Genomic DNA, 25338 nt, shown 5'->3' with positions numbered 1-25338 from the left:
TAAAGTTAGAGTTTAGTATTTTCTAATATTTTTTCTTAATGAACCAAATGAAAATCTTAGAGCTTTTACTATTATTATTTTTCTTGATGATCAACCGCTTACTTGATTTAATCCCCTCGAAATCACAGGAGGGGAACGCGATGATTTTTACTAATTTAACTTGTCTAAACTGTGGTCTGCAACAACCAATGTTTCGAAAAAAAAGAAAGTTTATGGAAAAACTATTTCATCATAATCAATACAGAGTTGTATGTAGTTGTTGTAGAGCTCACCATTACGTTGACCGCTACAGTAGAAAATTAACTTTAATTGAACCTAAAGCGATGCCTCAGCAACCAATTCCCTTACAGGTTTAAAACTTCTTCGATGTTCGGATAGCACTCCATGGACGGATAACGCTTCCATGTGAGCTTTGGTTGGATATCCCTTATGAGCAGCAAAGCCATATTCAGGGTGTTTTTTATCTAACTCCAACATTTCACGATCACGCACAACTTTTGCTACGATAGAAGCAGCACTAATTGCCTCAATAAGGCCATCGCCTTTTACGACCGCATGCCCTTGCATTGGCAGCTCAGGGACTCTATTACCATCAATCAATACACTTTCTGGTGCTATAGACAACCCAGCTACTGCACGCTGCATAGCTACCATTGTCGCTTGTAGGATATTGATTTCATCGATTTCTTGGGGGAGGCTCGACCAACGCTTACGGCTAAGGCTTTATCCAAGATTTGCTCATAAAGCGCATCACGCTTTTTTTCAGAGAGCTTCTTAGAATCATGTAAGCCTTCGATAGGGTTTTTAGGATCTAATATTACAGCAGCAGTGACAACATCGCCCACAAGAGGCCCACGCCCGACTTCATCAACGCCAGCATGTAGCCCTTGAGTTAGTTCGCTTATTTGCTCTTCGGTTATACCTTTAAAGATAGTCATTAGATAAGTGCCTCTACTGCATCTGCTGCTCGCTCACTGGCATTACAAGCGATGGATTGATGAATGTCTGTGAAAACCTGATTAAGCTCGCTAAAGTCACCATCAAGCTGATTAGATATTGCTTCAACAATTTTGTCAGGAGTGCAATCTACTTGTATTAGCTCCTTAACCACTTCTTTTCCTGCAAGCAAGTTAGGTAAAGCGTAATGTTCAATCTGCATCATGCGCTTAGCTATTTTGTATGTGATCGGACTAACACGATAAGCGACAACCATCGGACGCTTCACCAGCATAGCTTCTAAAGTCGCTGTACCTGATGCAAGTAAAATACAATCAGATGCCGCCATTACAGTGCGAGAATGCCCTGCAATAAGGTTAATTTCTAAATCGGGAGCAAATTGCTTTAAAGCATCAATATATTGCTGTTTGCGTTTTTCGTTCACCAGCGGTGTTACAAATTTTAAGTCTGGATATTTCTGCTTAAGTAATGCTGCTGCTTTTACAAAAGGCTCTGCCAGCTGTTTAAGCTCCCCTCCTCGACTTCCGGGTAAAATAGCCAAGTATTCAGCTTCAGGATCAAGTCCTAGTTCAGCTCTGGCCGCTAATTTATCGCTTTCAAGTGGGATATCGTCAGCTAAAGTATGTCCAACAAATTTACATGAAACGTTATGTTTGTCGTAAAACGCTTTTTCAAAAGGAAGTAACGACAACACCATGTCGGTTGCTTTGTCTATTTTGAAAATACGCTTAGGGCGCCAAGCCCATACCGACGGACTCACGTAATGAACCGTTTTGATGCCTCTTTGCTTAAGCTTTAATTCCAATCCGATATTAAAGTCGGGGGCATCAATCCCAATAAAGCAGTCTGGCTGTATTTCAGTGATTTTTTTAATCAATTCACTGCGAACTTTAAGTAAACGAGGTAAACGAGAAAGCACCTCAACCAGCCCCATTACTGCTAACTCTTCCATTGCGAATAAAGATTCAAAACCAAGTGCTTCCATTCTTGGTCCACCGATCCCAACAAACCGAGCATCTGGATAACGCTTTTGTAAAGATCTAACAAGGCCTTCCCCAAGAATATCACCTGAGACTTCACCAACAACGATGGCAAATGTGGGAGATTTTTTTTGCGTCATATATCCGTACTGTTCAAAAAATAAAGGCCTCAAAAGAGGCCTTAAATAAAATCGATTAAAGCTTAGCGTATAATGCCACGACTTGAGTTTGAGACAAAATCTATTAGATATTTCACTTCAGCACATTCTTCAGCATCTTTCTGTAAGGACTCAATCGCTTCTTCTACGGTTAAATTGTTACGATAAAAAGCTTTGTATGCACGCATCACTGCATGCTGACTTTCTTTAGAGAAGCCACGACGCTTAAGTCCTTCACGGTTCAAACCTCTAGGAGCCGCTGGAGAACCTGATGCCATTACAAATGGAGGAACGTCTTGTAAAATCAACGAGCAACCTGCAGTAAAGGCATGAGCACCAATATGAACAAATTGATGCACACCTGTCATACCACCAAGAATAGCCCAATCCCCTACATGAACATGTCCCGCAATCATTGCGTTACTGGCTAAAATAACGTTATCACCAACCACACAATCATGAGCAATGTGAACATTATTCATGAACAAGTTATTTGAACCTATGCATGTTTCACTGTTGTCTTGCACTGTACCACGGTGAATACTGACAAATTCACGGATGATGTTGTTATCACCAATGAACAATTTAGTATCTTCACCCGCAAATTTTTTGTCCTGACATTCTTCACCCACTGAAGCAAATTGGAAAATGCGGTTACCTTTACCAATTACAGTTGGGCCTTTGACCACAACGTGAGAACTTAGCCATGTATCATCGCCAATTTCTACACCATCACCAACATAGCTCCATGGGCCGATAGTGACATTTTTTCCAATTTTTGCATTTGGATGAACGAACGCTAATTTATCAATCACAATTAGATCTCTCTGCGAGCACACATAATTTCAGCTGAACAAGCCAGCTCGCCATCCACTTTGGCTATAGCCTCAAAAACACCAATCCCACGGCGCTCTTTAATCATTTTAACGTGATAATGGATTTGATCACCTGGCTCAACAATGCGCTTAAAGCGAACTTTATCAATACCAGCAAAATAGAATAGTACATTATCGCCAGGAGGCTGCTCACTCATTGACTTAAACGCCAACAAACCACAGGCTTGAGCCATGCCTTCAAGTAATAACACACCAGGCATTACTGGTTTAACCGGAAAATGCCCTTGAAAAAATGGTTCGTTAACAGTCACATTCTTAAGACCCTGTAACTCGCCAGTATGACCTTCACCTATCGTGTAATTTAGAACACGATCAACTAATAAAAATGGATAACGATGAGGCAAAAACTTGATGATCTCGTGAATATCCATAGTATTCATTTCATTTGACACGAATACGTTTCCTCTAACTTTCTTTTGATTCTGCTGCTTTTTCTAATGTCTTCACACGATGGAACAATTCGTCCAACTGTCTGAAGCGAACAGTATTTTTACGCCATTGTTTATTTGGCATTGCAATTGTAGCAGAAGACATAATGCTTCTTTCTCGAACAACACTGGTAATGTTAGTGCTACCAGTAACGTGAGTACCATCTGCAATTGATAAATGCCCAGCAATGGCACAATTACCACCAATGATACAATGCTTACCTATATTACAACTTCCAGCTAAAGTTGTATTACCCGCTATTGCGGTATGCGCACCAATAACAGCGTTATGAGCGACCTGGATCTGATTATCTAAAATCACACCGTCTTCAATAATGGTGTCATCTAATGCACCACGATCAATTGTCGTGCTTGCACCGATTTCAACATTGTCACCGATACGAACACCGCCTGTTTGCGGTATTTTAACCCATTTACCAGCATCATTGGCATAACCAAAGCCATCTGAACCAATAACGGTTCCAGAATGAATAATACACTGCTGACCGATAGTGATACGGTGATAAATCGTTACATTCGCCCAAATACGAGTATTCGAGCCAATGATAGAGCTTTGCCCTACAACCGTTCCCGCACCGATTTCAACGTCATCACCTAGGATAACATTAGCGCCAATCACCGCATTGGCTCCGATAGTGGCACCCTCGCCTATCTGAGCTGTTTCATGAATTTGTGCACTGGGATGAATACTGTCAGCCGCTTTAGGCGTGGTATCTAACCACTGAGCGACACGAGCAAAAGCAACATAAGGGTCTTTTACAAAAATAGCCGTTCCTGAATACTCACCTACCATTTTGTTAGACAACAGCACAGCTTCAGCTTGAGTCGACTCTAATTGATTACGGTATTTAGGGTTGGCTAAAAAAGAAAGCTGGCCTTCTTGAGCAGTTTCAAGAGTTGCAACACTGGTTATCGCAGCATCATCAGCTCCTTGAACTTCACCGTCAAGACGAGTAGCCAGCTCTTTTAGAGATATGGATTGCATTTATACCAATTCCATTTATTTTATTTCCAATTATATTGGAAATAAAAGGTTTTAGAATAAGGCGCAAGTTTACAGAATTATCCGAGTAATTCCAAAACTTGCTGCAATGCTATTACTTACTTTTACTTACAGCTTCAACAACTTTGCTGCTAATGTCAGATGAAGGCTTAACGTAGATTGCAGCGCCACGTTGTAAGACTACGTCATAATTCTCTTTCTTAGCTAACGCATCAATCGCTTTTTGTACTTTTGATAGTAACTTGTTTTGCTCTTCGCCACTGCGACGACGGAAATCCTCTTGAAGAGCTTTACCTTTCAGTTGAAGTTCAGATCTGATAGATTCCATTTTGCGTTGCAATTCAGTTTGCTGATCTTTACTCATGATCGCAGCATCACGTTGCTGCTTTTCAGCCAAACTACGTAACTCTTCTTGTTTCTTTTTAAGTGCAGCTTCACGGTCAGCAAATTCAGATTGTAACGCTTTAAGTACTTGCTCTCGTTGCGGCAACTGTTCAAACACTGCGCCCATATCTACGATTGCAATTTTCTCAGCTTGAGCCATCAGTGGGGCACCAATTAAGGCTAAGGTTAATAACGTTTTAGTTACCGTTTTTTTCAAAACTTACTCCTAGTTCTATCTATATCTAAATTGTAAAATTTGTCTGCCGAGTATAACCATTCTTTTTGACAAATTGCATCATCTTTTTAATTACAGTCAGTTATGGACAGAAAGCACTGCTTTCTGCCTTACTTAGACAATTAGAAGGTTCGACCAATGTTAAATGAGAATACCTCAGTATCATCATCTTTATACGATTTTATCGGTCTTGCTAAACTGAAAATCATAGGCCCCATTGGCGATAACCACTGAACACTTAAACCATAAGAGGCTCTGTATCGACTAGGATCACTATAATCAGCAATCTTCTTAAACTCATCTATAGGCAGTTTACGATAAGCATCGTAATCAAACTCTGTATCCCAAACGCTACCAGCATCCACAAATACTGAAGAACGTACTGAGTTACTATAAGCTTCGTCTAAAAATGGGATAGGGAAAATCATTTCCAAACTTGCCGTAGCCATCGCATTACCACCAATAGAACGACCACTAGTTACTTGGATTTGATTTTCATCAGTAGGAATACCACAACCACCACCAATTGGACTTGGGCATGGCTCTGTACCACGTGTTACTACAAACGAACGGGGGCCAACAGTGTTAGATTTAAATCCGCGTAAAGTTGTATTACCACCTGAGTAGTAGTTTTCCCAGAATGGCAGAATGTTGTCATTCTTTCCTGTCTTACCATAACCATTACCATAACCCGCTTTAGCGCGTGCAAGTAAAACAAAGTTATGGCTACGAGTTAATGGGAAATAGAAGCTTGTATCAAAATCCAATTTGAAATATTGAACATCTGAGCCAGGTACGGTCATTTCACCATTAAGGCGTTGTTGTGAGCCGCTGGTTGGGAAAGTACCACGGTTTAGCGTGTTCCTGAACCAACCTAAACTTAGCTCAAAGTTATCAAAGCTTAATTTATCATTATTACCATTACGATAAATATCAAAGAAACGTTGAGTTTGCTGGTTAGGCTGTAATTCTGAAAGAGTGTTATGTCGATAACCTACACCATAATTAATGCGGTTTACTTCATTAATCGGGAAACCTGAGTTTAGCGCAACACCGTAAGCTTGGTTTTTATAGGCTTCTAGGTTTTGACGACCAAAGTCTGTCTTATTCCAGAAAATACTTCCGCCTAAACTAACACCATCTTTTGTCCAATAAGGATCAGAGTATGACAAGCTAATGTTCTTTTGGAATTTATTGGTGTTGATATTTATCCCAGCTTGGTTACCTGTACCCAAAAAGTTATTCTGTTGAACACCAAACTGTAAACTCATACCTGTAGCAGAGCCATAGCCAACACCAGCATTAAACGAACCTGAAGGCTGTTCTTTCACCTTGAAATCAACATCGACCAGATCATCAGAGCCCGGAACTTGTTGAGTATCTACATCCACTTTTTCAAAAAAGCCAAGACGATCCAGTAATAATTTAGATTGGTCTACCGCAGCAGAGTTTAGCCATGCGCCTTCCATCTGACGCAGCTCACGACGCATTACTTCATCTTTAGTTACCGTATTACCTGTGAAGTTAATCGAGCGAACATAAACACGTTTACCAGGGTTAACACTTATATTAAGAGTCACTTCTTTGGTTTTGTCATCGATTTCAGGGAAGGTCTTCACTTCCGGATAAGCATAACCAAAACGACCAAGATATTTACTGTAAAGATCTTCTGTAAAAGTGACTTCACTCGCATCGTAAGTATCACCTGGTTTAATAGGTAACAGAGCTTTTAATAGCTCTTCTCGCCCCATTAAATCACCCGTTAAGTTAACTTTCTTAACTTTATATTTTGAACCTTCATCGATATTGACTGTGATGTACAAGCCTTTACGGTCAGGTGTCATCGCAACCTGAGTCGAGGTTTCTTTAAAACGGATATAACCTTGGTTTTGATAAAAGGCTTTAATGGTTTCTAAGTCAGCTTGTAATTTTTGCTTTTGATAACGGCGCTTACCAAATAAATTCCACCATGCAACATAGTCTTTAAGTTCTAACTTATCTCTTAGCTCTGCGTCAGTTGCAATGGTATTACCTACGAAGTTGATTTGTTGAATTTCAGCCGCATCACCCTCTGTAAACTTCAAGCGTAATTCAACGCGATTACGAGGGAGATTCACAATCTCTGCATGAACTTTGGCGCCGTATTTACCAACACTGTAGTAAAAATCTTGAAGACCCTTTTCGATGCCAGAAAGCATGGTGCGGTCTAAAGACTCACCAACCTTTACCCCTGAGCTATCAAGGCTCTCTTGTAGCTGTTCATCTTTGATGTCTTTGTTACCGTCAAAAGTGATTTCGCTAATGGTCGGTCTTTCGGTAACGTCAACGATCAACACTCCGCCATCATGGCTGACTTTAATATTTTCAAAGTTGGTTGAAGCATATAGCGCTTTAATTGCTTGTTGCAGTTTTAGCTCATCGACGGTGTCTCCTACCTTTACAGGTAAGTTCAGTAATGCCGCACCTAAAGCTACACGCTGTAGACCATTGACTTGTATGTCGGTGACTTTAAAAGGCTCAAAAGCCGCATCGGCTGTTCCAGAATACGTTGCGCCCACTAATAACATCGAGGCAAAAAGTTTATTTAATCTCATAGAACACTTCTTGTTTTTAATATCCTTACACCAACTACCAAACCTTGCCTTTTATTACACATTCTGACAGGGCTCACACTAGCCGATATCTATGAAAGTCGGGAAAAGTCGTTAAAGAGTGCCACACTCATCAACATTAGCAATAGCGCCGCCCCGATCCTGAATCCAATATCCTGCACTTTCTCAGGTACAGGCTTCCCAGTTACTGCTTCAATCAAGTAATACATTAAATGCCCGCCATCGAGTACAGGAATTGGCAGTAAATTAATAATGCCAAGACTTACACTGATCAATGCGAGGAATTTTATAAAATTAACAAATCCATATTCAGCACTTCGTCCTGCACCTTGAGCTATGGAAATGGGTCCACTTAAACTTTTCACTGAAACGTCGCCAGTAAAAATTTTTCCAAAAGTCTTTATACTGAGAAGACTCAATTGCCAAGTGCGGTCTAATGCATTTTGCAGCGAACCTACTATGCCATACTCTAACTGAATACGCATGTTTTCCGGCCACTTAGGCAGTTGCGGAGCTACCCCCATCACACCCACATCTTTACCCTCAGGTCCCTTTGCAAGGTGAGGAGTAACTATTAATGTTAATTTTTCGCCTTTCCTCTCCACAACAACGGGTAATGATTTATTGGCTGAAGCTTGAATGCTCTTTACCACCGTAAGCCAATTTGTATATGGCTGACCATTTATGGAGATTATTTTATCACCCGCAATCATTCCCGCTTCTTCTGCGGCACTCTTTGGAGTAACTTGATCGATGATTGGTTCAAATTTAGGACGATAAATATGTAATCCTAATGAAGTAATAGGTGATTCTTTATCTGGATCGAACGTCCAGTTTTCAGTATTTAATTGATAAGTTCGACCTTGAGTCATGACTTCTTGTTCAGCACTACTCGCTTGTGATTGCGATGAAAGTGGCGCAACCGTTATAGGTAATGACTTATTCCCTATCGCGCCAACCAACTCAAGATTCACTTCATCCCAATCACGAACTTTATGACCATCAATAGCTAAAATTTGAGTAAGCTCTTTAGGTTGAATCACCGATGCAGGAGTATTTGGGGCTGTAGAGTCGAAGATCGGTTTGATTGAAGGCACACCAATGAGAAACATGAGCCACAAAGCAAAGACTGCGAACAAGAAGTTAGCCAATGGCCCTGCAGCTACAACAGCAATACGTTGCCAAACTGGTTTTCGATTGAATGCTTCATCTAATAAATGTTCAGGTACTTCTTCTACCCGTTCATCGAGCATTTTGACATAGCCACCCAGTGGGATCATGGCGATTACATATTCGGTGCCATCTTTGCCAAATTTGCTCCATAGCAGCTTTCCAAAACCAATCGAAAAACGTTCAACCTTTACGCCACAGCGCCGTGCTACCCAAAAGTGACCATATTCATGGATGGTAACCAAAATGCCAATAGCTAGAATAAAGGAGCCTAAGTTCCACAAAAAGTCCGTCATTAACTTCGTATTATTCCTATATCAGTTTTCGTAATTCAGCGTTGGCTCGGCTTCGAGCTTCCCTATCCAAAGCCACAATATCTTCTATGCTATCAAGCTTTGAGTTAACTACAGCTGACAAACATGCTTGATTCATCTTAGCGATGTCTGTGAATTTAATTCTATTGTTTAAAAATGCATCTACAGCAACCTCATTGGCTGCATTCAAAATGGTAGAGGCTTCTTGTCCTTGATGACAAGCTTCGATTGCTAGTGCTAAGCAAGGGTATCTTTCAAAATCAGGCTTACAAAAGCTTAATTGTCCGACTTTGAAAAAGTCCAAAGGTTCCACACCAGACGAAATTCTTTGTGGATAGGACATACAATGAGCAATGGGTGTACGCATATCGGGCTGTCCCATTTGCGCAATTACCGAACCATCACGATATTGAACCATAGAATGTATGACACTTTGTGGGTGGATCACAACTTTTAACTGTTCATTTCGAGCATTAAACAACCACTTAGCTTCAATGTATTCCAATCCCTTATTCATCATAGTGGCTGAATCAACGGAAATTTTTCTCCCCATTGACCAATTCGGATGATTACAGGCTTGCTCTGGAGTGATCGTATCAAAACTATTGATATCACGTGATAAGAACGGTCCACCTGAGCCAGTCAGCAATATGTGAGAAATGCCCTCAGAAGCCAAATCACAATGACCAATACGCGTTTGAATTCGCTCAGGCATACACTGGAAAATAGCATTGTGCTCGCTGTCCACAGGCAAAATGGTTGCACCTGAGTGTCGGGCTGCTTCAATAAACAAACGCCCAGACATAACCAAGGCTTCTTTATTCGCGAGTAATACCCTCTTACCTGCTTTTACTGCTTCGTATGTAGGCAGTAATCCCGCAGCACCAACAATTGCGGCCATTACTGTGTCTACTGAGTCATCTCTCACTAACTCAAGTAAAACATCTTCGCCAGTAGTCACTTGAACATCAAGCTCAGCTGGAAGTCGCTCCTGTAATGCGTTAGCTGCGTCAGTATCTACCATATGTGCAATGCTTGGCTTATGCAGTAAACATAGCTCTAGCATCTTATCTACGTTTTGATGTGCCACTAGCGCATAGGCCTGATATAAATCTGGATTACGAGCGATGACATCGAGTGTATTGGTACCAATCGATCCTGTTGCACCAAGCACCACAAATTTCTGCATAAATTACATCCAGAAGCTTAAATAAATAATGGTAAAGACGGGAAGCGCCGCTGTAAGGCTATCGATGCGATCTAGCACACCACCGTGACCTGGAAGAATATTGCCAGAGTCTTTTACTCCAGCAATACGCTTAAACATGCTTTCCACTAAATCACCTAATGCTGAACTTAAGGCTACAACAAGCGTCACAACAGCAACTAAACCCAGTTCTTGTTCTGGTGAGATTGTCATCACAATCCAAACAACAATCATGGTTGTAGCCAAACCACCGAGTAAGCCTTCAATGGTTTTAGCCGGACTGACTCTTGGTAATAATTTATGTTTACCAAACGCTTTACCAACAAAATACGCCCCACTATCTGCAGCCCACACAACCAGCATCACCATTAACACCAAAACAGCACCAAGATGAGGAGTGCCGATCGTTCCTAATGATTTCAAGGTGACAATAGCAGCGTAACAAGGCAGTAAAATTAATTGACCATAAGCAGTCTGGAGTATGGAATTATTTAAAATTTTTGTGCTTTTAGGGTATGTAAATACCAATAGCAGAGAAAGCAACCACCAAGCCGCTCCTATTGCAATAATAATCCAATAGAGTGGATGTAAATGGCCACCGAACCAAATTTGGTTAGTTGGTATTAGCAGATTTAATACCACAAGAATCAAAGTAAAACTTAAAGTAAAACTCAATTGATTGGCTTTAGAGTCTGGAGACATAATCTTGCCCCACTCGTGTGCTGCTATCGCAAAAATAGCAACCAAGGCCCAAGCAAATACATCAATAGGCGCATAAAATAATCCCCCTAAAACAATAGGGATCAAACATGCTGCTGTTATTATTCGTTGTTTTAACAAAAAACTATCCTCTCAACCTCAAGATGACTCTTGAAGCTCGTCGATTTGTTGTCCCGTCAAACCAAAGCGACGTTGACGGCGGGTAAAGCTAAGAAGGGCTCGATGAAAAACATCTTCATCAAAGTCGGGCCAAAGAGTTTCAATAAACTCTAGCTCTGCATAAGCGGCTTGCCATAAGATAAAATTACTGATGCGATAATCACCTCCGGTACGGATCATTAAATCCACTTCAGGCTGATCTGACATGCTCAACAAATTAAACATATCCGTTTCAGTGATTTCTTCTGCAGTCATCTCACCGGTAGCAACCTTTTTAGAAAGGGCTTGTGTAGCTTGTAAGATATCCCAGCGGCCACCGTAGTTGGCAGCAACATTGAGTACTAGAGCGTTATTGTCAGCGGTTTTTTCTTCGGCTTTTTTGATCTGTTTTTGCAAGCGTTCGGAAAATCGTGAAGTGTCACCAATGATATTAAGTCTTACGCCATTTTTGTGCAGCAATTTGATTTCTCGCTGCAATACCGTAAAGAATAATTCCATTAATAAACCAACTTCTTGCTCTGGTCGGCGCCAGTTTTCACTAGAAAAAGCAAACAAAGTTAGGGACTTTATTCCCATTTCTCTAGCAGTGCTAACAGCTCGTCGAACGGCTTTAACACCTGCTCTGTGCCCCATTACTCGAGGTTGACCTTTAGCCTGTGCCCAGCGACCATTTCCATCCATTATGATGGCAACATGCTGCGGAGCTGCCTGCTTGATCAGCTCAACAATTTGCTGTGGTAAGGCTCCCGACTCCCGGTTACTTTTTTCAACAACAGCAGTCTCCGATTCGAAATCCTTGATGGACGACATTAATTGCAACCTCATAAAAAAACAAACGCCGTGTAGTATACCCCTACACGGCGTTTAATCTCTACAAATTATCTTGTGAAACCAAGAAAAAGCGGTTATACGCTTAAAAAATCAATGGTCGATTAAACTTCCATCAACTCGGCTTCTTTAGCCGTTAAAATTTCTTCAATTTGCTTGATGTGAGCATCCGTTAATTTTTGGATATCGTCTTCACCACGACGAACATCATCTTCAGTACAGCCTTTCTCTTTTTCAAGTGCTTTGAATTCAGAGTTAGCATCACGACGAACGTTACGAACCGCAACACGACCATTTTCAGCTTCAGCACGAACCACTTTAACAAGGTCGCGACGACGCTCTTCGGTTAATGGTGGTAATGGGATACGAATGATAGTTCCAGCTGACATAGGGTTTAGACCTAAGTCAGAAGACATAATTGCTTTCTCAACCGCTTGAATCATGCTGGTATCATACAAGGTTACCGCAAGAGTACGAGCATCTTCGATACTCACGTTACCCACTTGGTTTAGCGGTGTCATAGAACCATAATAAGAAACTTGAATAGCATCTAAAATGCTTGGGTGAGCACGTCCACTGCGAACTTTCGCCATTTGACTTTTAGTAGACTCTACTGATTTCGCCATACGCTCTTTAGCGCTAGATTTAATCTCTTCAATCACAATAAGATTCCTTTATTTAATAAGACTTAATGTTGAAATTCTTAAGCTTTACTGTGGATTAGTGTGCCTTCTTCTTCACCCATGATAACACGTCTAAGTGCACCTGGTTTATTCATATTGAAGACTAAAATTGGTAAGTCATGGTCACGAGCGAGCGTAAACGCTGCAAGATCCATCACTTTTAATTCTTTTTCTAATACTTCGCTGTAATTTAGCTCATCGTATTTTACGGCATCAGCATCTTTCATTGGATCGGCTGAATAAACACCGTCTACTTTAGTACCCTTTAGAACTACTTCGGCCTCAATTTCAATGCCACGAAGACAAGCTGCTGAATCGGTTGTGAAGAATGGGTTACCAGTACCTGCCGAAAAGATAACTACACGACCTGACTTTAGCAAGCTGATAGCTTCTGCCCAGTTGTAGTCATCACAAACGCCGTTTAACGGAATCGCTGACATTACACGCGCATTCACATATGCACGGTGCAAAGCATCACGCATAGCAAGGCCATTCATTACGGTTGCTAACATGCCCATGTGGTCACCCACAACACGGTTCATGCCCGCTTGTGCTAAACCTTCACCACGGAATAAGTTACCGCCACCGATAACAACACCAACTTGTAAGCCAAGCTCTACCAGCTCTTTGATTTCTTGAGCCATGCGATCCAATACTTTTGGATCAATACCGAAGCCTTCATCGCCCATTAGGGCTTCACCACTGAGTTTTAGAAGAATACGTCTAAATGCAGGTTTTGGGTTGGTGCTCATAATTCTTATCCTTGTTATACCTATTAAGGTATTGGGTCTGCGTTAAGATTTGATCACTCTATTCGAGAATGAACAAATGTTAACACAAATATGTTTGGGGATAAGTGCCTGTCGATAAGTTCTTTGAAAATTATTGTGTTCAGGTTTAGTGTAATACAAGGCGCTATGAAGGACGCATAGCCGTAGCTATGTAACCGAAATTGCAACGAAGTAGAGTACTGAAACTGGGCACAAAAAATCTTAAGAAACTTATGGTCAGGTACTTATAACAAGACCGCAGCATGGCCGCGGTCTTATTTACGGCTATATGTTAGCCAAAAGCTTAGAATTAAGCTTTAGAAGCTTCGATTTGAGCAGCTACTTCAGCTGCGAAATCTTCTTCTTTCTTCTCGATACCTTCACCAACCTCTAGACGGATAAAAGTAGAAACTGTAGCGCCTTTCTCTTTTAGGAAATCGCCAACAGATTTTTTAGGCTCCATGATGAACGCTTGACCAGTAAGAGAGATCTCACCAGTAAACTTCTTCATACGACCAACAACCATTTTCTCAGCGATTTCAGCAGGCTTGCCTTCATTCATCGCGATTTCAACTTGAACGGCTTTCTCTTTTTCTACTACGTCAGCAGGTACGTCTTCTGGGTTAACAAACTCAGGCTTAGAAGCAGCAACGTGCATAGCAACGTGCTTAAGAGTTTCTTCGTCAGCGTCACCAGCAACAACTACACCGATACGCTCACCGTGACGGTAAGAAGAAAGCTTAGCACCTTCGATGTACTCAACACGGCGGATGTTCATGTTCTCACCGATTTTAGCTACTAGAGCAACACGAGTTTCTTCGAACTTAGCTTTAAGTGCTTCGATGTCTAGCTTTTCAGCAAGAGCAGCTTCAGCTACTTCGTTAGCGAAAGCAACAAAGCTTCCATCTTTAGCAACGAAGTCAGTTTGGCAGTTAACTTCAACTAGCGCAGCGAAACCTTCGCCTTGCTTGATGATGATAGTACCTTCAGCAGCGATGTTACCAGCTTTCTTAGCAGCTTTAGCAGCGCCACTTTTACGCATGTTCTCAATCGCTAGATCGATATCACCGTTAGTTTCAGTAAGCGCCTTCTTACAATCCATCATGCCAGCGCCAGTACGATCACGCAGTTCTTTAACTAGGGCAGCAGTAATTGCCATTGTTAAATCCTCTATAGAAAATTCGACCAGTGTTGTTGCACACTCATTCTTGAGTACAACAGGTATAGAACAGGGGCACATCGGCCCCTGAAACCAATTTAATCAATTGGTTAGCGCATCATAATAAAAAAATATTATGACACTTCGAGAAAGTCTCGATTAAGCTTCAACGAAACCGTCTTGCTCAGCTTGCTCAGCGATGTCTTGACCGCGGCCAGCTTTAGCAGCTTCAGAAGCAGCTTCAGTGTAAAGACGGATTGCACGCATCGCATCGTCGTTACCAGGAACGATGTAGTTAACACCGTCTGGAGTAGAGTTAGTATCAACAACAGCAACAACAGGGATACCTAGATTGTTAGCTTCTTTGATTGCGATGTGTTCATGGTCAGCACCGATAACGAAAAGAACGTCAGGTAGGCCACCCATGTTTTTGATACCACCAAGAGACTTCTCAAGCTTTTCTAGCTCGCGAGTACGCATTAGCGCTTCTTTCTTGGTTAGCTTGTCAAAAGTACCGTCAACTGATTGAGTTTCTAGTTCTTTAAGACGCTTGATAGATTGACGAACAGTTTTCCAGTTAGTCAACATACCACCTAACCAACGGTGGTCAACGTAGAATTGGTCACATGCGATAGCAGCATCTTTGATAGCTTCGCTAGCAGCACGCTTAGTACCAACGAATAGTACTTTACCTTTCTTAGCAGCGATGTTGCTGATGAAAGCTAGTGCTTCGTTGAACATTGGCACAGTATGCTCTAGGTTGATGATGTGTACACCGTTACGAGCACCGAAGATGAATGGCTTCATCTTAGGATTCCAGTAACGAGTTTGGTGACCAAAGTGAACACCAGCCTTTAGCATATCGCGCATTGAAACTTGTTTCATTGTAATACCTTAAATTGTAAAAGGGGTTGTGTATTTGCAAAACGGCTAAGCCGTCTTCAAACACGCCTCCACGCATCCCATTTATTCGACCCAAAATGCTATTTCAGGCACCCCGAAAAATGTGACGATACGTGTGTGATTTAGTAGTTAATTTACCTTTACTTAACTTAGATTCATCTTCGTTGAGTATAAGTATGTTTGCCATGTATAATGGCGGCCACATCTTATCACAACAGCTAAGAATCGTAGAAAATTACTGAATAATTTCTATTCAAAACTGTTAGAACAAACGTAACGGCGCGCTTTATACCATAATATCGGTGTACAATGCAATGAAGAGACTTAAAATGACTTAAAGTGTTACTGGCAACACGATGGCATATTTTAAGTAGCTGCGCCTTAAATTTACACTATGAGAATTGTTGAATGAGCATCACCATCAAGACTGCTGAAGAAATCGAAAAAATGCGCGCCGCTGGTAAGCTGGCCGCTCAAGTCCTTGAAATGATTGAGCCGCACGTAAAAGCGGGCGTAACCACGAATGAATTAAATGACATTTGCGCTAAATACACTGAAGAACAAAACGCTATTTCAGCGCCATTGAATTATCACGGTTTTCCTAAATCCATTTGTACTTCTGTCAATGAAGTCATTTGTCATGGCATCCCGAATGACACCCCTCTTAAAGACGGCGACATTGTAAATTTAGACATCACGGTAATTCTTGACGGCTACCACGGTGACACATCAAAAATGTTCTTAATTGGTGATGTTACCCCTAAGAACAAACGCCTATGTCGCATTGCTCAAGAAAGTCTATATCTCGCAATTCGTAAAGTCCGTCCAGGTATGAAACTGGGTGAAATTGGTACGACTATCGAGAAGTTCATCAAAGCCAGCAAAACAGGGCTAGAAAAATACTCTATTGTTCAAGATTATTGCGGTCACGGTATTGGTGCAACATTCCACGAAGAGCCCCAAGTTGTTCATTACAAAAACAACGATAAAACGGTCATTCGCCCAGGCATGTGCTTTACTATCGAACCTATGATTAACGCTGGTCGTAATACGTCTGTACTTGACGCAGAAGATAAATGGACGGTTCGTACAGCTGATGGTAAAAACTCTGCACAATGGGAGCATACTCTTTTAGTGACTGAAACGGGTGTTGAAGTGCTTACCTTGCGTGAAGAAGAAGATTTCCCAAGAGTGATTAATCATAAGTAATATCCAACCCAATAGCTGGAGCACCTGTCTCCAGCTTTAGTATCCTTTCTTCTATGTGAATTTATTGAGGCTAAAAATTAAATTAAATTAACTAGAGCCATATGATTAACTTTTGTATCTTGCCTATACAAGTATCTGAATCGCATCGAAGTTAACCGATGGCAGCAACTACATACCAGCCACCTCAATTATCTCCAGTTGCAGAGTTAAATTACCTCTCAACACAGGGTGGGCAAGGTACGAGAACATTAACCCAACTCGCTGCTTCGGCAAACACCAATCAAATTACCGAAATTAATGGTCTCAGATTTACCATTTCTCCTACTTATTCGGGCAAACTTAACGCATGTTTTTGCTCTTTTCACGATCAAAGCCAAGTTAGCAGTCCTCAACCGAACTCAGTTCTTCAGAAGGCTAAACTATGGGTTGCTCAGCGTATGCCTGCATGTTTATTGGCCTCCATATTTTCTACCTCTAAGCGACCTCAAATAGTACAGGCCGCCATTGAAGTTAAAATGATCGAACAACGCCTAAATGCAAACCGGCAACTGCTGTTTGAAGTTTGTAAGAATGGTGAAATTGAAAAATTAAATGCTTTGATCCAGCATGGGATAAATTTAAACACTCGGGATTCAAATGGATTCTCACCTCTATATTACGCAACCATGAAATGCCATTTATCCACAATTGAAGTTCTAGTCAACAACGGTGCAAGAATAGTGACTCACGAAGAAAAAAGCACTCTTCATTCAAGGTTATCTTTTTCTTGTTCAAGATTCGGCCACCAGCGACAAATTAACGCTATTGCTCTTTCAGGTATCGATCTCAATAAACGATTTGATTTTGAAAGAACAGCGCTTATGAGAGCTTCTTCAAATGGGAATATCGAAGCCGTTAGAACTTTACTCAAACATAGCTCAAACATTGATTCAGCTGATTGCGTAGGAAGTACAGCACTTCACTTAGCTGCCGATCACGGACATTCAGCAGTTGTAGCTTTATTAATTAAAAGCGGAGCAACCCCGACTTTATGTGATTTTAACGGATTAACACCATTACAGATAGCCTGTACTTCAGGTCATTTACAAGTAGTAGAAACGCTTCTTGAGCACGAAACAGAAAATATAGATTGGCAAGACTCGCTCGGGTACACCCCCTTAATGCACGCAACCCGAACCGGAAATCCTTCAATTGTAAAAGCGTTACTAAAACACACTAAAAATGTAAACCTATCTACTCATCATGGAAAAACAGCACTACATATTGCTATCTTTCAAGGTAGTACAGAGGTAATTGAACTCTTAAAATCAGCAGGAGCTGAGGTTAATGCAAAAACAGAAGTAGGTAAAACCCCACTTCATTTTGCAGCAAGAGATCACCAATTCACAACGGCTAAAGCACTTCTAGAGAATGCTAACGCTAATGCCGATATACAAGACTCACATGGTGAAACTCCATTAATGATTGTGGCAAAAGATGGAGATATTGAGCTTGCAAAACTCCTTATTAGCCACACAACGGACATTAACTTAGTCAATCATTCAGGGCAATCAGCACTGTATCTCGCAGTGATGAATGGACATTCTGACATCGTAGATTGTTTACTAAAAAATGGAGCAAGTGCTGAATTACGCAATATAAAAAGTGAAACACCATTGAAAGTAGCGACACGATGTCGCCAATATCAAGCGGTCAAGGTACTCTTGGATCATGATCCTGATATCGTTAACGCGTCTGACTCGCAGGGCTGGACCGCATTAATGAATGCGGCCTCATACGGAGATATTGATACCGTTAAACTGCTTCTTAAACATCAAGTTGATGTAAACGTGGTAAACCATGATGGTAAAACGGCATTATACTGTGCCGCAGATGGAGGACACTCCGATGTAGTAAGTTTGCTGCTTGAACACGGGGCCAGTGCAATACAACGGGATAAACAGGCTTTTACTCCATTACAGATTGCTGCTCACAAAGGCCGTGGAGCCGTTGTAGATGTTTTGCTTAAACAGCCAGAGGTTGATATTGATGCGCAAAACGACCGAGGCTGGACTGCATTAATGCTGGCAGCAGCACATGGGAATGTGGGAATTGTAAGGTCTTTACTTTCACATACCATCAATATACAAGCGACCCATCATAATGGCGAGACAGCTTTAGAAATCGCATTACATAATTCACGCTTGGGTGATAAAGGGTGCAAAAAAGTCGTAGGCTTAATAAAAGCAAAAATGAAAGAACAAACCAGCACATAAAAAACTAATGGAAAAAAATATCATATAAATTTTAGTATTAGCGAAGAAACCTGAACAAACTTTACTAAGTTATGGTAAGTTAAATCCAACTAAAATAAGATTTAAGTGTTTCTTATTATATATTCACCAAAAAACAAACCACAAAAAGCTAAGCCCCTGCTTTTTATAGAAGTATTTAAAAACAAACAATCCACCAATGAATAAAACAGTATTAAAACTGAAACAATCGCTCACGGAACATAATCAACATTTACTGTCTCAATTTGAGCAACAATTTCCCATTGAAGACTTGGTTCAACAACGTTGCCAACAGATCGACCAAGTCCTAAAACAAGTATGGAATAATACAGGGCTAAAAAAGCAAAATATTGCTTTAGTTGCTGTTGGTGGATATGGACGAGCGACACTTCATCCACAATCGGATATTGACCTTCTTTTTCTAGTAGCAGAAGCACCTAATAAAGCTCAATTCAGTGCATTAAGTGATATATTAACTTTAATGTGGGATATCGGCCTTGAAGTTGGCCATAGTGTTCGCACTGTTGAGGAAAGTGTAAAACTAGGTCGTGAAGATGTCACCATTGCCACATCTCTTTTAGAAGCAAGATTATTGTGCGGCGAATCAAAACTCTTTTATCAACTCCAACAAGCCATTAATCAAGATGACTTTTGGCCCGAGCATGAATTTTATCAAGCCAAATACCAAGAACAAAAAGATAGGCATGATAAAATCAATGCCTTTGATCTAGAGCCAAATCTAAAAAGCTGTCCGGGGGGTTGAGAGATATTCAAAACATCACTTGGGTAGCGATGCGACACTTCAAAGCCAGTAATACAGAAGAACTCGTCGCCAGAGGCTTTTTAGAGCCAGATGAACTCAGTGAACTTATTGAATGCCGTGACTACTTGTGGCAGTTACGCTTTGCGTTACATATGCTCACTGGGCGTGATGAAAACAGGCTCTTATTCGACCATCAGAAAGATGTTGCTAAGATGATGGGGTTCGAAAACAACGAAAACCAGCTTGCCGTTGAGCAAATGATGAAACGGTTCTATTGCTCGGTTCGCCGAGTCATGGAACTCAACGAAATGTTGCTTCAGCTATTTTATCAAGCTACATTGGGTCATGTCTCCAAGTTGCCAATCAAGCGTATCAACAACGATTATCAGCGACGCGGTAGCTATATTGATGCTTTACCCCATGTAGATTTAAATCTTCCACAAAATATTATGCTGTTGCTGGTAACCGCGCTCAATTATCCGAGTGTAAAAGGTATTTATGCCACCACGCTAAGAAGAATGCGTGAAGGTCTTAATGCCCTCAATCGGCCTTTAGTCGACTTTGTCGACTGCCGCCAGCTCTTTTTAGCCATTCTGAAGCACGAACGTGGTATCGCTGCCCTTTCGTTTATGCACAAGCACGGTGTGCTGAGTAGTTACTTGCCTGAATGGCAACAAATAGAAGGTCAAATGCAATTTGATCTATTCCACGCTTATACGGTTGATGAGCATACACATAGGTTATTAAAAAACATCAATCGTTTTTTTATACCAGAACATGAAGATGAACTGCCTTTAGCTTCAAAGATATCTGGACATTTACCCAAACGAGGCTTATTAGTTTTAGCGGCTATTTTCCATGATATCGGAAAAGGTCGTGGCGGTGATCACAGTAAACTTGGCGCAGTTGATGCCTTAAGGTTTTGCAAACATCACAACATGAACGATCATGATGGTCGACTGGTCAGTTGGTTAGTCGAAAATCATTTACTAATGTCGATGATAGCCCAAAGGCGCGACATTTCTGATCCTGACGTCATCTTCGATTTTGCCGAAAAAGTTCGCGATAATGATCGTCTCAATTATCTATACTGCCTAACGGTTGCAGACATTAGAGCAACCAATGACAACTTATGGAATGGTTGGAAAGACTCTTTACTAAAAGAGCTTTATTTTGCGACTCAACGAACCTTATCTCGTGGTCAGGAGCAAACGACTGACATTAGAGCCAGAGTAAGAGAGCATCAAGCCAAAGCCAGAAAGAGTTTGACTGATAATAATATTGATTCGGTTCAAGCTGATGAACTGTGGCAATCTCTACCAGCCGATTATTTTTTAAGGCACACACCGGAACAAGTGACTTGGCATACCCAATCTATCTTGCAGCATGAAAGTGAAGACCCTTTGGTTTTGGTCTCCAAAAAAGCGACTCGTGGTGGTACTGAAGTATTTGTCCACTGCCCTAACCGCCCCAAACTGTTTGCAACAGTAATGGCGGTTCTGGATAACAAAAACCTCACGGTACACGATGCAAGCATTCTCACCACCAAAACCAATTACGCCATGGATACCTTTATTATTCTTGAGCAAAATGGGAAAACCGTGTCAGGTGCATCTCGAGTTCAATCAATTCAAAAAGCACTGGTTAAATCAATCAAAGCTGAAGATGACAAATTACCTAACTTCAAAAAAATATCTCGAAAAATGCGACCATTTCAGGTTGATACTCAAGTCTCATTTTTACCCAGTAAGCGTAATGCCACCACAATGATGGAATTAGTGGCACTGGATACGCCGGGATTACTTGCAAAAGTCGGCGATATCTTTTATCAATGCAATATAACTTTGGTAGGCGCCAAGATCACAACCATTGGTGAGCGTGCAGAAGATTTTTTCCGCATTCAAACTATCGATGGTAATGAGTTAAATGAAGACCAGAAGCAACTTTTAAAAGAAACATTAGTTTCTCGATTAAATTCAAAATCATAAATTAAGACACAGATAGGAGTACTCGATGGAGGCTTTACGCCAACGAATTGAAGCCGCGTTTGAAGAGCGTGACACAATTACACCAAGCACTGTAAGTGCAGAGTTAAAACAAGATATTGAAAACGCCATACAAATGCTTGATAGCGGAGAAGCTCGTGTCGCTGAAAAAATTGACGGTGAATGGGTAGTCAACCAATGGTTGAAGAAAGCAGTGCTGTTATCTTTCCGTATCTTTGATAATGAAGTTGTTGATGGCTGTGAAACCAAGTACTACGACAAAGTTCCTCTTAAATTTGCAGGCTATGACGAAGCTCGCTTTAAAGCGGAAGGTATGCGTGTAGTACCACCAGCTACCGTTCGTAAAGGTTCATTTATTGCTAAAAACACTGTATTAATGCCTTCATACGTTAACTTGGGTGCATATGTTGATGAAGGTACTATGGTTGACACGTGGGCTACCGTTGGTTCATGTGCTCAAATTGGTAAAAACGTGCATTTATCTGGCGGCGTAGGTATTGGTGGCGTATTAGAGCCATTACAAGCAGGGCCAACCATCATCGAAGATAACTGTTTTATTGGAGCCCGTTCTGAAGTTGTTGAAGGTGTAGTTGTAGAAGAAGGCTCTGTAATTTCAATGGGCGTTTATCTTGGTCAAAGTACTCGTATTTATGACCGTGAAACCGGTGAAATTCACTATGGGCGTGTACCAGCTGGTTCTGTTGTTGTTTCTGGTACCTTGCCTTCAAAGTGTGGCAACTATAATTTATATGCAGCGATTATCGTTAAAAAAGTTGACGCCAAAACTCGAAGTAAAGTTGGCATTAACGAATTGTTAAGAAGCGCTGAATAACACTTTAAGGTTGGTGCTTCGGCGCCAGCCTTTCATCAGTTTAACCGCCAATAGAACCCTACCTCTCACCTATAAAACATGAAATTTATTAGCAACTTAAGTTAAACATATTTAACATGCTTGTTTCCTCAAAAAAGCCTAATATTTTGTCTCTTAGGCGGTTTTGTTTTTGAGGTATTAATGTCGTTAGTTAGAGTAGATATATTTCCGATGGAACCAATAACTGTTGGTACGAATCAGCAAACTGTTCCTGATCTTCCCTTGATTGCAGATGCTGAAGCACACATTTCTCCTGATGATAAAACTAAATTCTTCGACCTTATTAATCAACTAATGGGCAAAGATACTCCACCATTGGAGCGAATGGCAGTCTGCTCAGCATTGAAACAAATGATGCCCCCAAATTTTGCTCATAGGCTACTTTTGAACCCTACTTTTGACGAAACACAAAAACAATGGAGTGTATCCGTCATTTGCGATGACTCCCCTGTTTTGACTCTCAAAGGACTTCCAGCAGATAGCCCTGCCAGCCTAGCTGACTACCATGAATTTATGCGATTAAATAACAGGCAATGGCTTGTCGACAACTGCTTCGAGCCGTCACAAACTGTCGAAACTTTATTTGATCAAGTCACTCAGCCTCAATCAGATCCAGAACACTCTTATCTCTATAACGCCCAGCAGTTAATCGCATTATTACCTCAAGAAATGCAACCATGGTGCCGTATCGTCAAACAAGGTGTTCAAGATGACTGGTATCTTACCGTCGAACTTATTCAACAACCTGAACTTTATACTGGTGCACCCAAACCACCATTTGTCATTGCTTGCTCCCCAACTCTTAACGCCGATGCACTTAGTGATTTTCAAGAAATACAACGCTTTGAGCATATACAACTTTTTTTGAATATTTTTAACAAAGAACAACAACCTCAAGTACAAGCCCTACTCAATCAATTAGAACATATACGATCAATTCAAGAACACTTTCAGACCTTCCAAGATCTGCAAACTTTATGTGTTTCCCAGCCAGACATAAGCCTTACGGCAAAGCTTGTTAAGAGACCTGATAACCCAAGCGTTCAATATCTAACTCTTAACTTCAATGGTCAACCTATCTATTGTTCAACCCCCATTGTTACATTCAGTAATGAAACAACCAAGTTAGGAGCGACTTATGTAAACTTGGCTGAAATCATTTCTCTGGTTGAAACTATCAACCAATTCACAGATCAAATTCAAGTAAATCAAGAAATAGAAAGGCAACTTGATTCATTAACAGATTGTAAAGTCGATAAAGAAAGCAAGCAATTCTATGAAGTTACCATTAAACAGCTTAATGATTTACTGCCTAAAAGTGCTTCTCAAACACAATATCAAACCCGATTCGAACAACTAGAAGCCGAGTATAGACAAAAACTAGCAAGTTTTGAGATATGGGAGCATGTTGCAAAGTATTGCGAAGAAGCCAACCACGATGCTGCCTATCAAGCTTTTGAAGCCCTAACTACACTCCAGACTCAAATTACAAAACAAACCAGTGCTCTGCAGCTATTCGAAACATTACGTCCTCACTTACAAGCATTTAGAAACCAACTAAATAAAGAAGGCAGAGCACTACTGACGATTGCTAATCCAGCCACAGGCTCTGCAAAATTAGTTGTCAGCTTTGATGATCTAGAACTTTATGCTTCAGAAACATATCCAGCTCGCTCTAAACAAGAAAAAGTTATCAAAAGTGTCGTTTCAGACTTAGAACTTGAACTTCGAACAAAAATCTCTTTAGCTGAATTTAAATTGAAAATCGATAATTGGCGTTGCGAGGGAACAGAAAACTATAATAAAACTTACGAAGTATTATTTGAGATGCTTGAAAACGATTGGCTAGAAGGTTTACCTATGCATCCACGAGTTAAAACGGAAGCATTTTGTTTGTTAAGAAATTTCCTTCCTCCTGAAAAGGCAGCACTGTTCAGTGGTAGTTTAGAGCCGATGATAGAACATGGAAATCCGCACCTGCACCTTCGAGTCGGTAACGCCGAAATCATCGCTCCAATGAAAGAAGCTAGTGAAACAAATATCGCAGACATTAAAAAGTTATTGGGTATATTGCCCGATGGCAGATCAGAAATGCCTGCCGCCACATGTACTGAAAAAGGCTTAAATGATGCATTTGCTCGAGCACATAGATTAAGAAGTACAATCACACTCAACCCAATGTCTGTAGAACAACGTAGAAAATATCAGGCATCTGTGCAAGCATCATCAAAACCTGCTAGTGGTGTACAGACACCGTCTCAATCAGCATCAGCATTACCCTTGCCTGAGCCAGAAATAAAAACAGGGATTGATCTCGCCCAAGAAATAGCTGATAAATTCAAAAAATTTGGAAATTTGAGTGGTCTAATTAGGTACCTAACTAGTGATGACTTTCAAAATCAGAAGTCTTTACTGCCTAAAGACTGCTTTTCTGATCCCGCATACACACGTATTTGGGGCGGAGTTCTTATCACGTATGATCACGCCGCTGAAGGTGACGGAAGCCGAATGTCACTTAAAGATGCACTAGAGCTGCATTGCCAAAAACACCTGTTTTAATCAGCGCTTCCATGGTTCACATGCTATTTTCATGCTGTTTCTGTTATTATTCATCACCAAGAACAATAAC

The 25338-nt window shown here is 40.9% G+C and carries 18 protein-coding genes and 2 pseudogenes; 5 read left to right on the top strand and 15 right to left on the bottom strand.

Translation table 11 applies throughout. The features are described 5' to 3' along the window. Positions 1-315: 315 nt before the first annotated feature. From rnhB to rpsB, 15 genes and pseudogenes are all read right to left on the bottom strand, one after another. Positions 316-938 (bottom strand): annotated as a pseudogene (rnhB, locus tag E2H97_RS06360) (ribonuclease HII). Continuing rightward, entirely contained in the window at positions 938-2077 is a 1140-nt protein-coding gene (lpxB, locus tag E2H97_RS06355) for a lipid-A-disaccharide synthase (RefSeq protein WP_133406358.1), read from the bottom strand. The pseudogene rnhB and the gene lpxB overlap by 1 nt, the downstream one beginning before the upstream one ends. Before the next feature lie 62 nt (positions 2078-2139). Continuing rightward, positions 2140-2910, bottom strand: a complete 771-nt coding sequence (gene lpxA / locus E2H97_RS06350) for an acyl-ACP--UDP-N-acetylglucosamine O-acyltransferase (RefSeq protein WP_133406357.1) — start codon at positions 2908-2910, stop codon at positions 2140-2142. A 2-nt stretch (positions 2911-2912) separates the two neighbouring features. Continuing rightward, positions 2913-3383, bottom strand: a complete 471-nt coding sequence (gene fabZ / locus E2H97_RS06345) for a 3-hydroxyacyl-ACP dehydratase FabZ (RefSeq protein WP_133406356.1) — start codon at positions 3381-3383, stop codon at positions 2913-2915. A 13-nt stretch (positions 3384-3396) separates the two neighbouring features. After that, positions 3397-4425, bottom strand: a complete 1029-nt coding sequence (lpxD, locus tag E2H97_RS06340) for a UDP-3-O-(3-hydroxymyristoyl)glucosamine N-acyltransferase (protein ID WP_133406355.1) — start codon at positions 4423-4425, stop codon at positions 3397-3399. A 112-nt stretch (positions 4426-4537) separates the two neighbouring features. Next, complete coding sequence (locus E2H97_RS06335; RefSeq protein ID WP_170308362.1) at positions 4538-4987, bottom strand: OmpH/Skp family outer membrane protein; 450 nt, start codon at positions 4985-4987, stop codon at positions 4538-4540. Positions 4988-5184: 197 nt separating this feature from the next. Further along, positions 5185-7656, bottom strand: coding sequence for an outer membrane protein assembly factor BamA (gene bamA / locus E2H97_RS06330; RefSeq protein ID WP_133406353.1), 2472 nt, complete (start codon positions 7654-7656; stop codon positions 5185-5187). Positions 7657-7745: 89 nt separating this feature from the next. Next, positions 7746-9140 carry a sigma E protease regulator RseP gene (rseP, locus tag E2H97_RS06325; protein ID WP_133406352.1) on the bottom strand — a complete coding sequence of 465 codons (1395 nt, stop codon included), beginning with the start codon at positions 9138-9140 and terminating at the stop codon, positions 7746-7748. Positions 9141-9156: 16 nt separating this feature from the next. Then, positions 9157-10347 (bottom strand): 1-deoxy-D-xylulose-5-phosphate reductoisomerase, encoded by a 1191-nt coding sequence (ispC, locus tag E2H97_RS06320; RefSeq protein WP_133406351.1) that lies wholly within the window; start codon positions 10345-10347, stop codon positions 9157-9159. Positions 10348-10350: 3 nt separating this feature from the next. Further along, complete coding sequence (locus tag E2H97_RS06315) at positions 10351-11205, bottom strand: phosphatidate cytidylyltransferase (RefSeq protein WP_133406350.1); 855 nt, start codon at positions 11203-11205, stop codon at positions 10351-10353. An 18-nt stretch (positions 11206-11223) separates the two neighbouring features. Next, a complete protein-coding gene (gene uppS / locus E2H97_RS06310) occupies positions 11224-12054 on the bottom strand; it encodes a polyprenyl diphosphate synthase (RefSeq protein ID WP_133406349.1) in 831 nt (276 codons plus the stop codon). Between the two features lie 122 nt (positions 12055-12176). Next, on the bottom strand, positions 12177-12734 hold the full coding sequence (gene frr / locus E2H97_RS06305) for a ribosome recycling factor (RefSeq protein ID WP_121838884.1): 558 nt from the start codon (positions 12732-12734) through the stop codon (positions 12177-12179). Positions 12735-12775: 41 nt separating this feature from the next. After that, positions 12776-13507 carry a UMP kinase gene (pyrH, locus tag E2H97_RS06300; protein ID WP_121838883.1) on the bottom strand — a complete coding sequence of 244 codons (732 nt, stop codon included), beginning with the start codon at positions 13505-13507 and terminating at the stop codon, positions 12776-12778. 328 nt (positions 13508-13835) lie between these two features. Then, the gene (gene tsf / locus E2H97_RS06295) at positions 13836-14684 is read right to left on the bottom strand and encodes a translation elongation factor Ts (protein ID WP_133406348.1); all 849 of its coding nucleotides are present in this window, start codon (positions 14682-14684) and stop codon (positions 13836-13838) included. Between the two features lie 159 nt (positions 14685-14843). After that, positions 14844-15569 carry a 30S ribosomal protein S2 gene (gene rpsB / locus E2H97_RS06290; protein ID WP_133406347.1) on the bottom strand — a complete coding sequence of 242 codons (726 nt, stop codon included), beginning with the start codon at positions 15567-15569 and terminating at the stop codon, positions 14844-14846. A 426-nt stretch (positions 15570-15995) separates the two neighbouring features. On the opposite strand from rpsB, the gene map reads away from it, so the two are divergent. From map to E2H97_RS06265, 5 genes and pseudogenes are all read left to right on the top strand, one after another. After that, entirely contained in the window at positions 15996-16796 is an 801-nt protein-coding gene (map, locus tag E2H97_RS06285; protein ID WP_133406346.1) for a type I methionyl aminopeptidase, read from the top strand. Between the two features lie 158 nt (positions 16797-16954). Continuing rightward, entirely contained in the window at positions 16955-19051 is a 2097-nt protein-coding gene (locus E2H97_RS06280; protein WP_133406345.1) for an ankyrin repeat domain-containing protein, read from the top strand. Positions 19052-19247: 196 nt separating this feature from the next. Next, positions 19248-21820: pseudogene (glnD, locus tag E2H97_RS06275) on the top strand (bifunctional uridylyltransferase/uridylyl-removing protein GlnD). 25 nt (positions 21821-21845) lie between these two features. Next, the gene (gene dapD, locus E2H97_RS06270; RefSeq protein WP_133406344.1) at positions 21846-22670 is read left to right on the top strand and encodes a 2,3,4,5-tetrahydropyridine-2,6-dicarboxylate N-succinyltransferase; all 825 of its coding nucleotides are present in this window, start codon (positions 21846-21848) and stop codon (positions 22668-22670) included. A 210-nt stretch (positions 22671-22880) separates the two neighbouring features. Next, a complete protein-coding gene (locus tag E2H97_RS06265; protein ID WP_133406343.1) occupies positions 22881-25268 on the top strand; it encodes a hypothetical protein in 2388 nt (795 codons plus the stop codon). Positions 25269-25338 lie beyond the last annotated feature (70 nt).

It is taken from the genome of Parashewanella tropica (assembly GCF_004358445.1).
GTDB classification, from domain to species: Bacteria; Pseudomonadota; Gammaproteobacteria; order Enterobacterales; family Shewanellaceae; genus Parashewanella; species Parashewanella tropica.
Note: the sequence above shows the minus strand (reverse complement) of the source record. Positions and strands in the feature narration are given on the sequence as shown.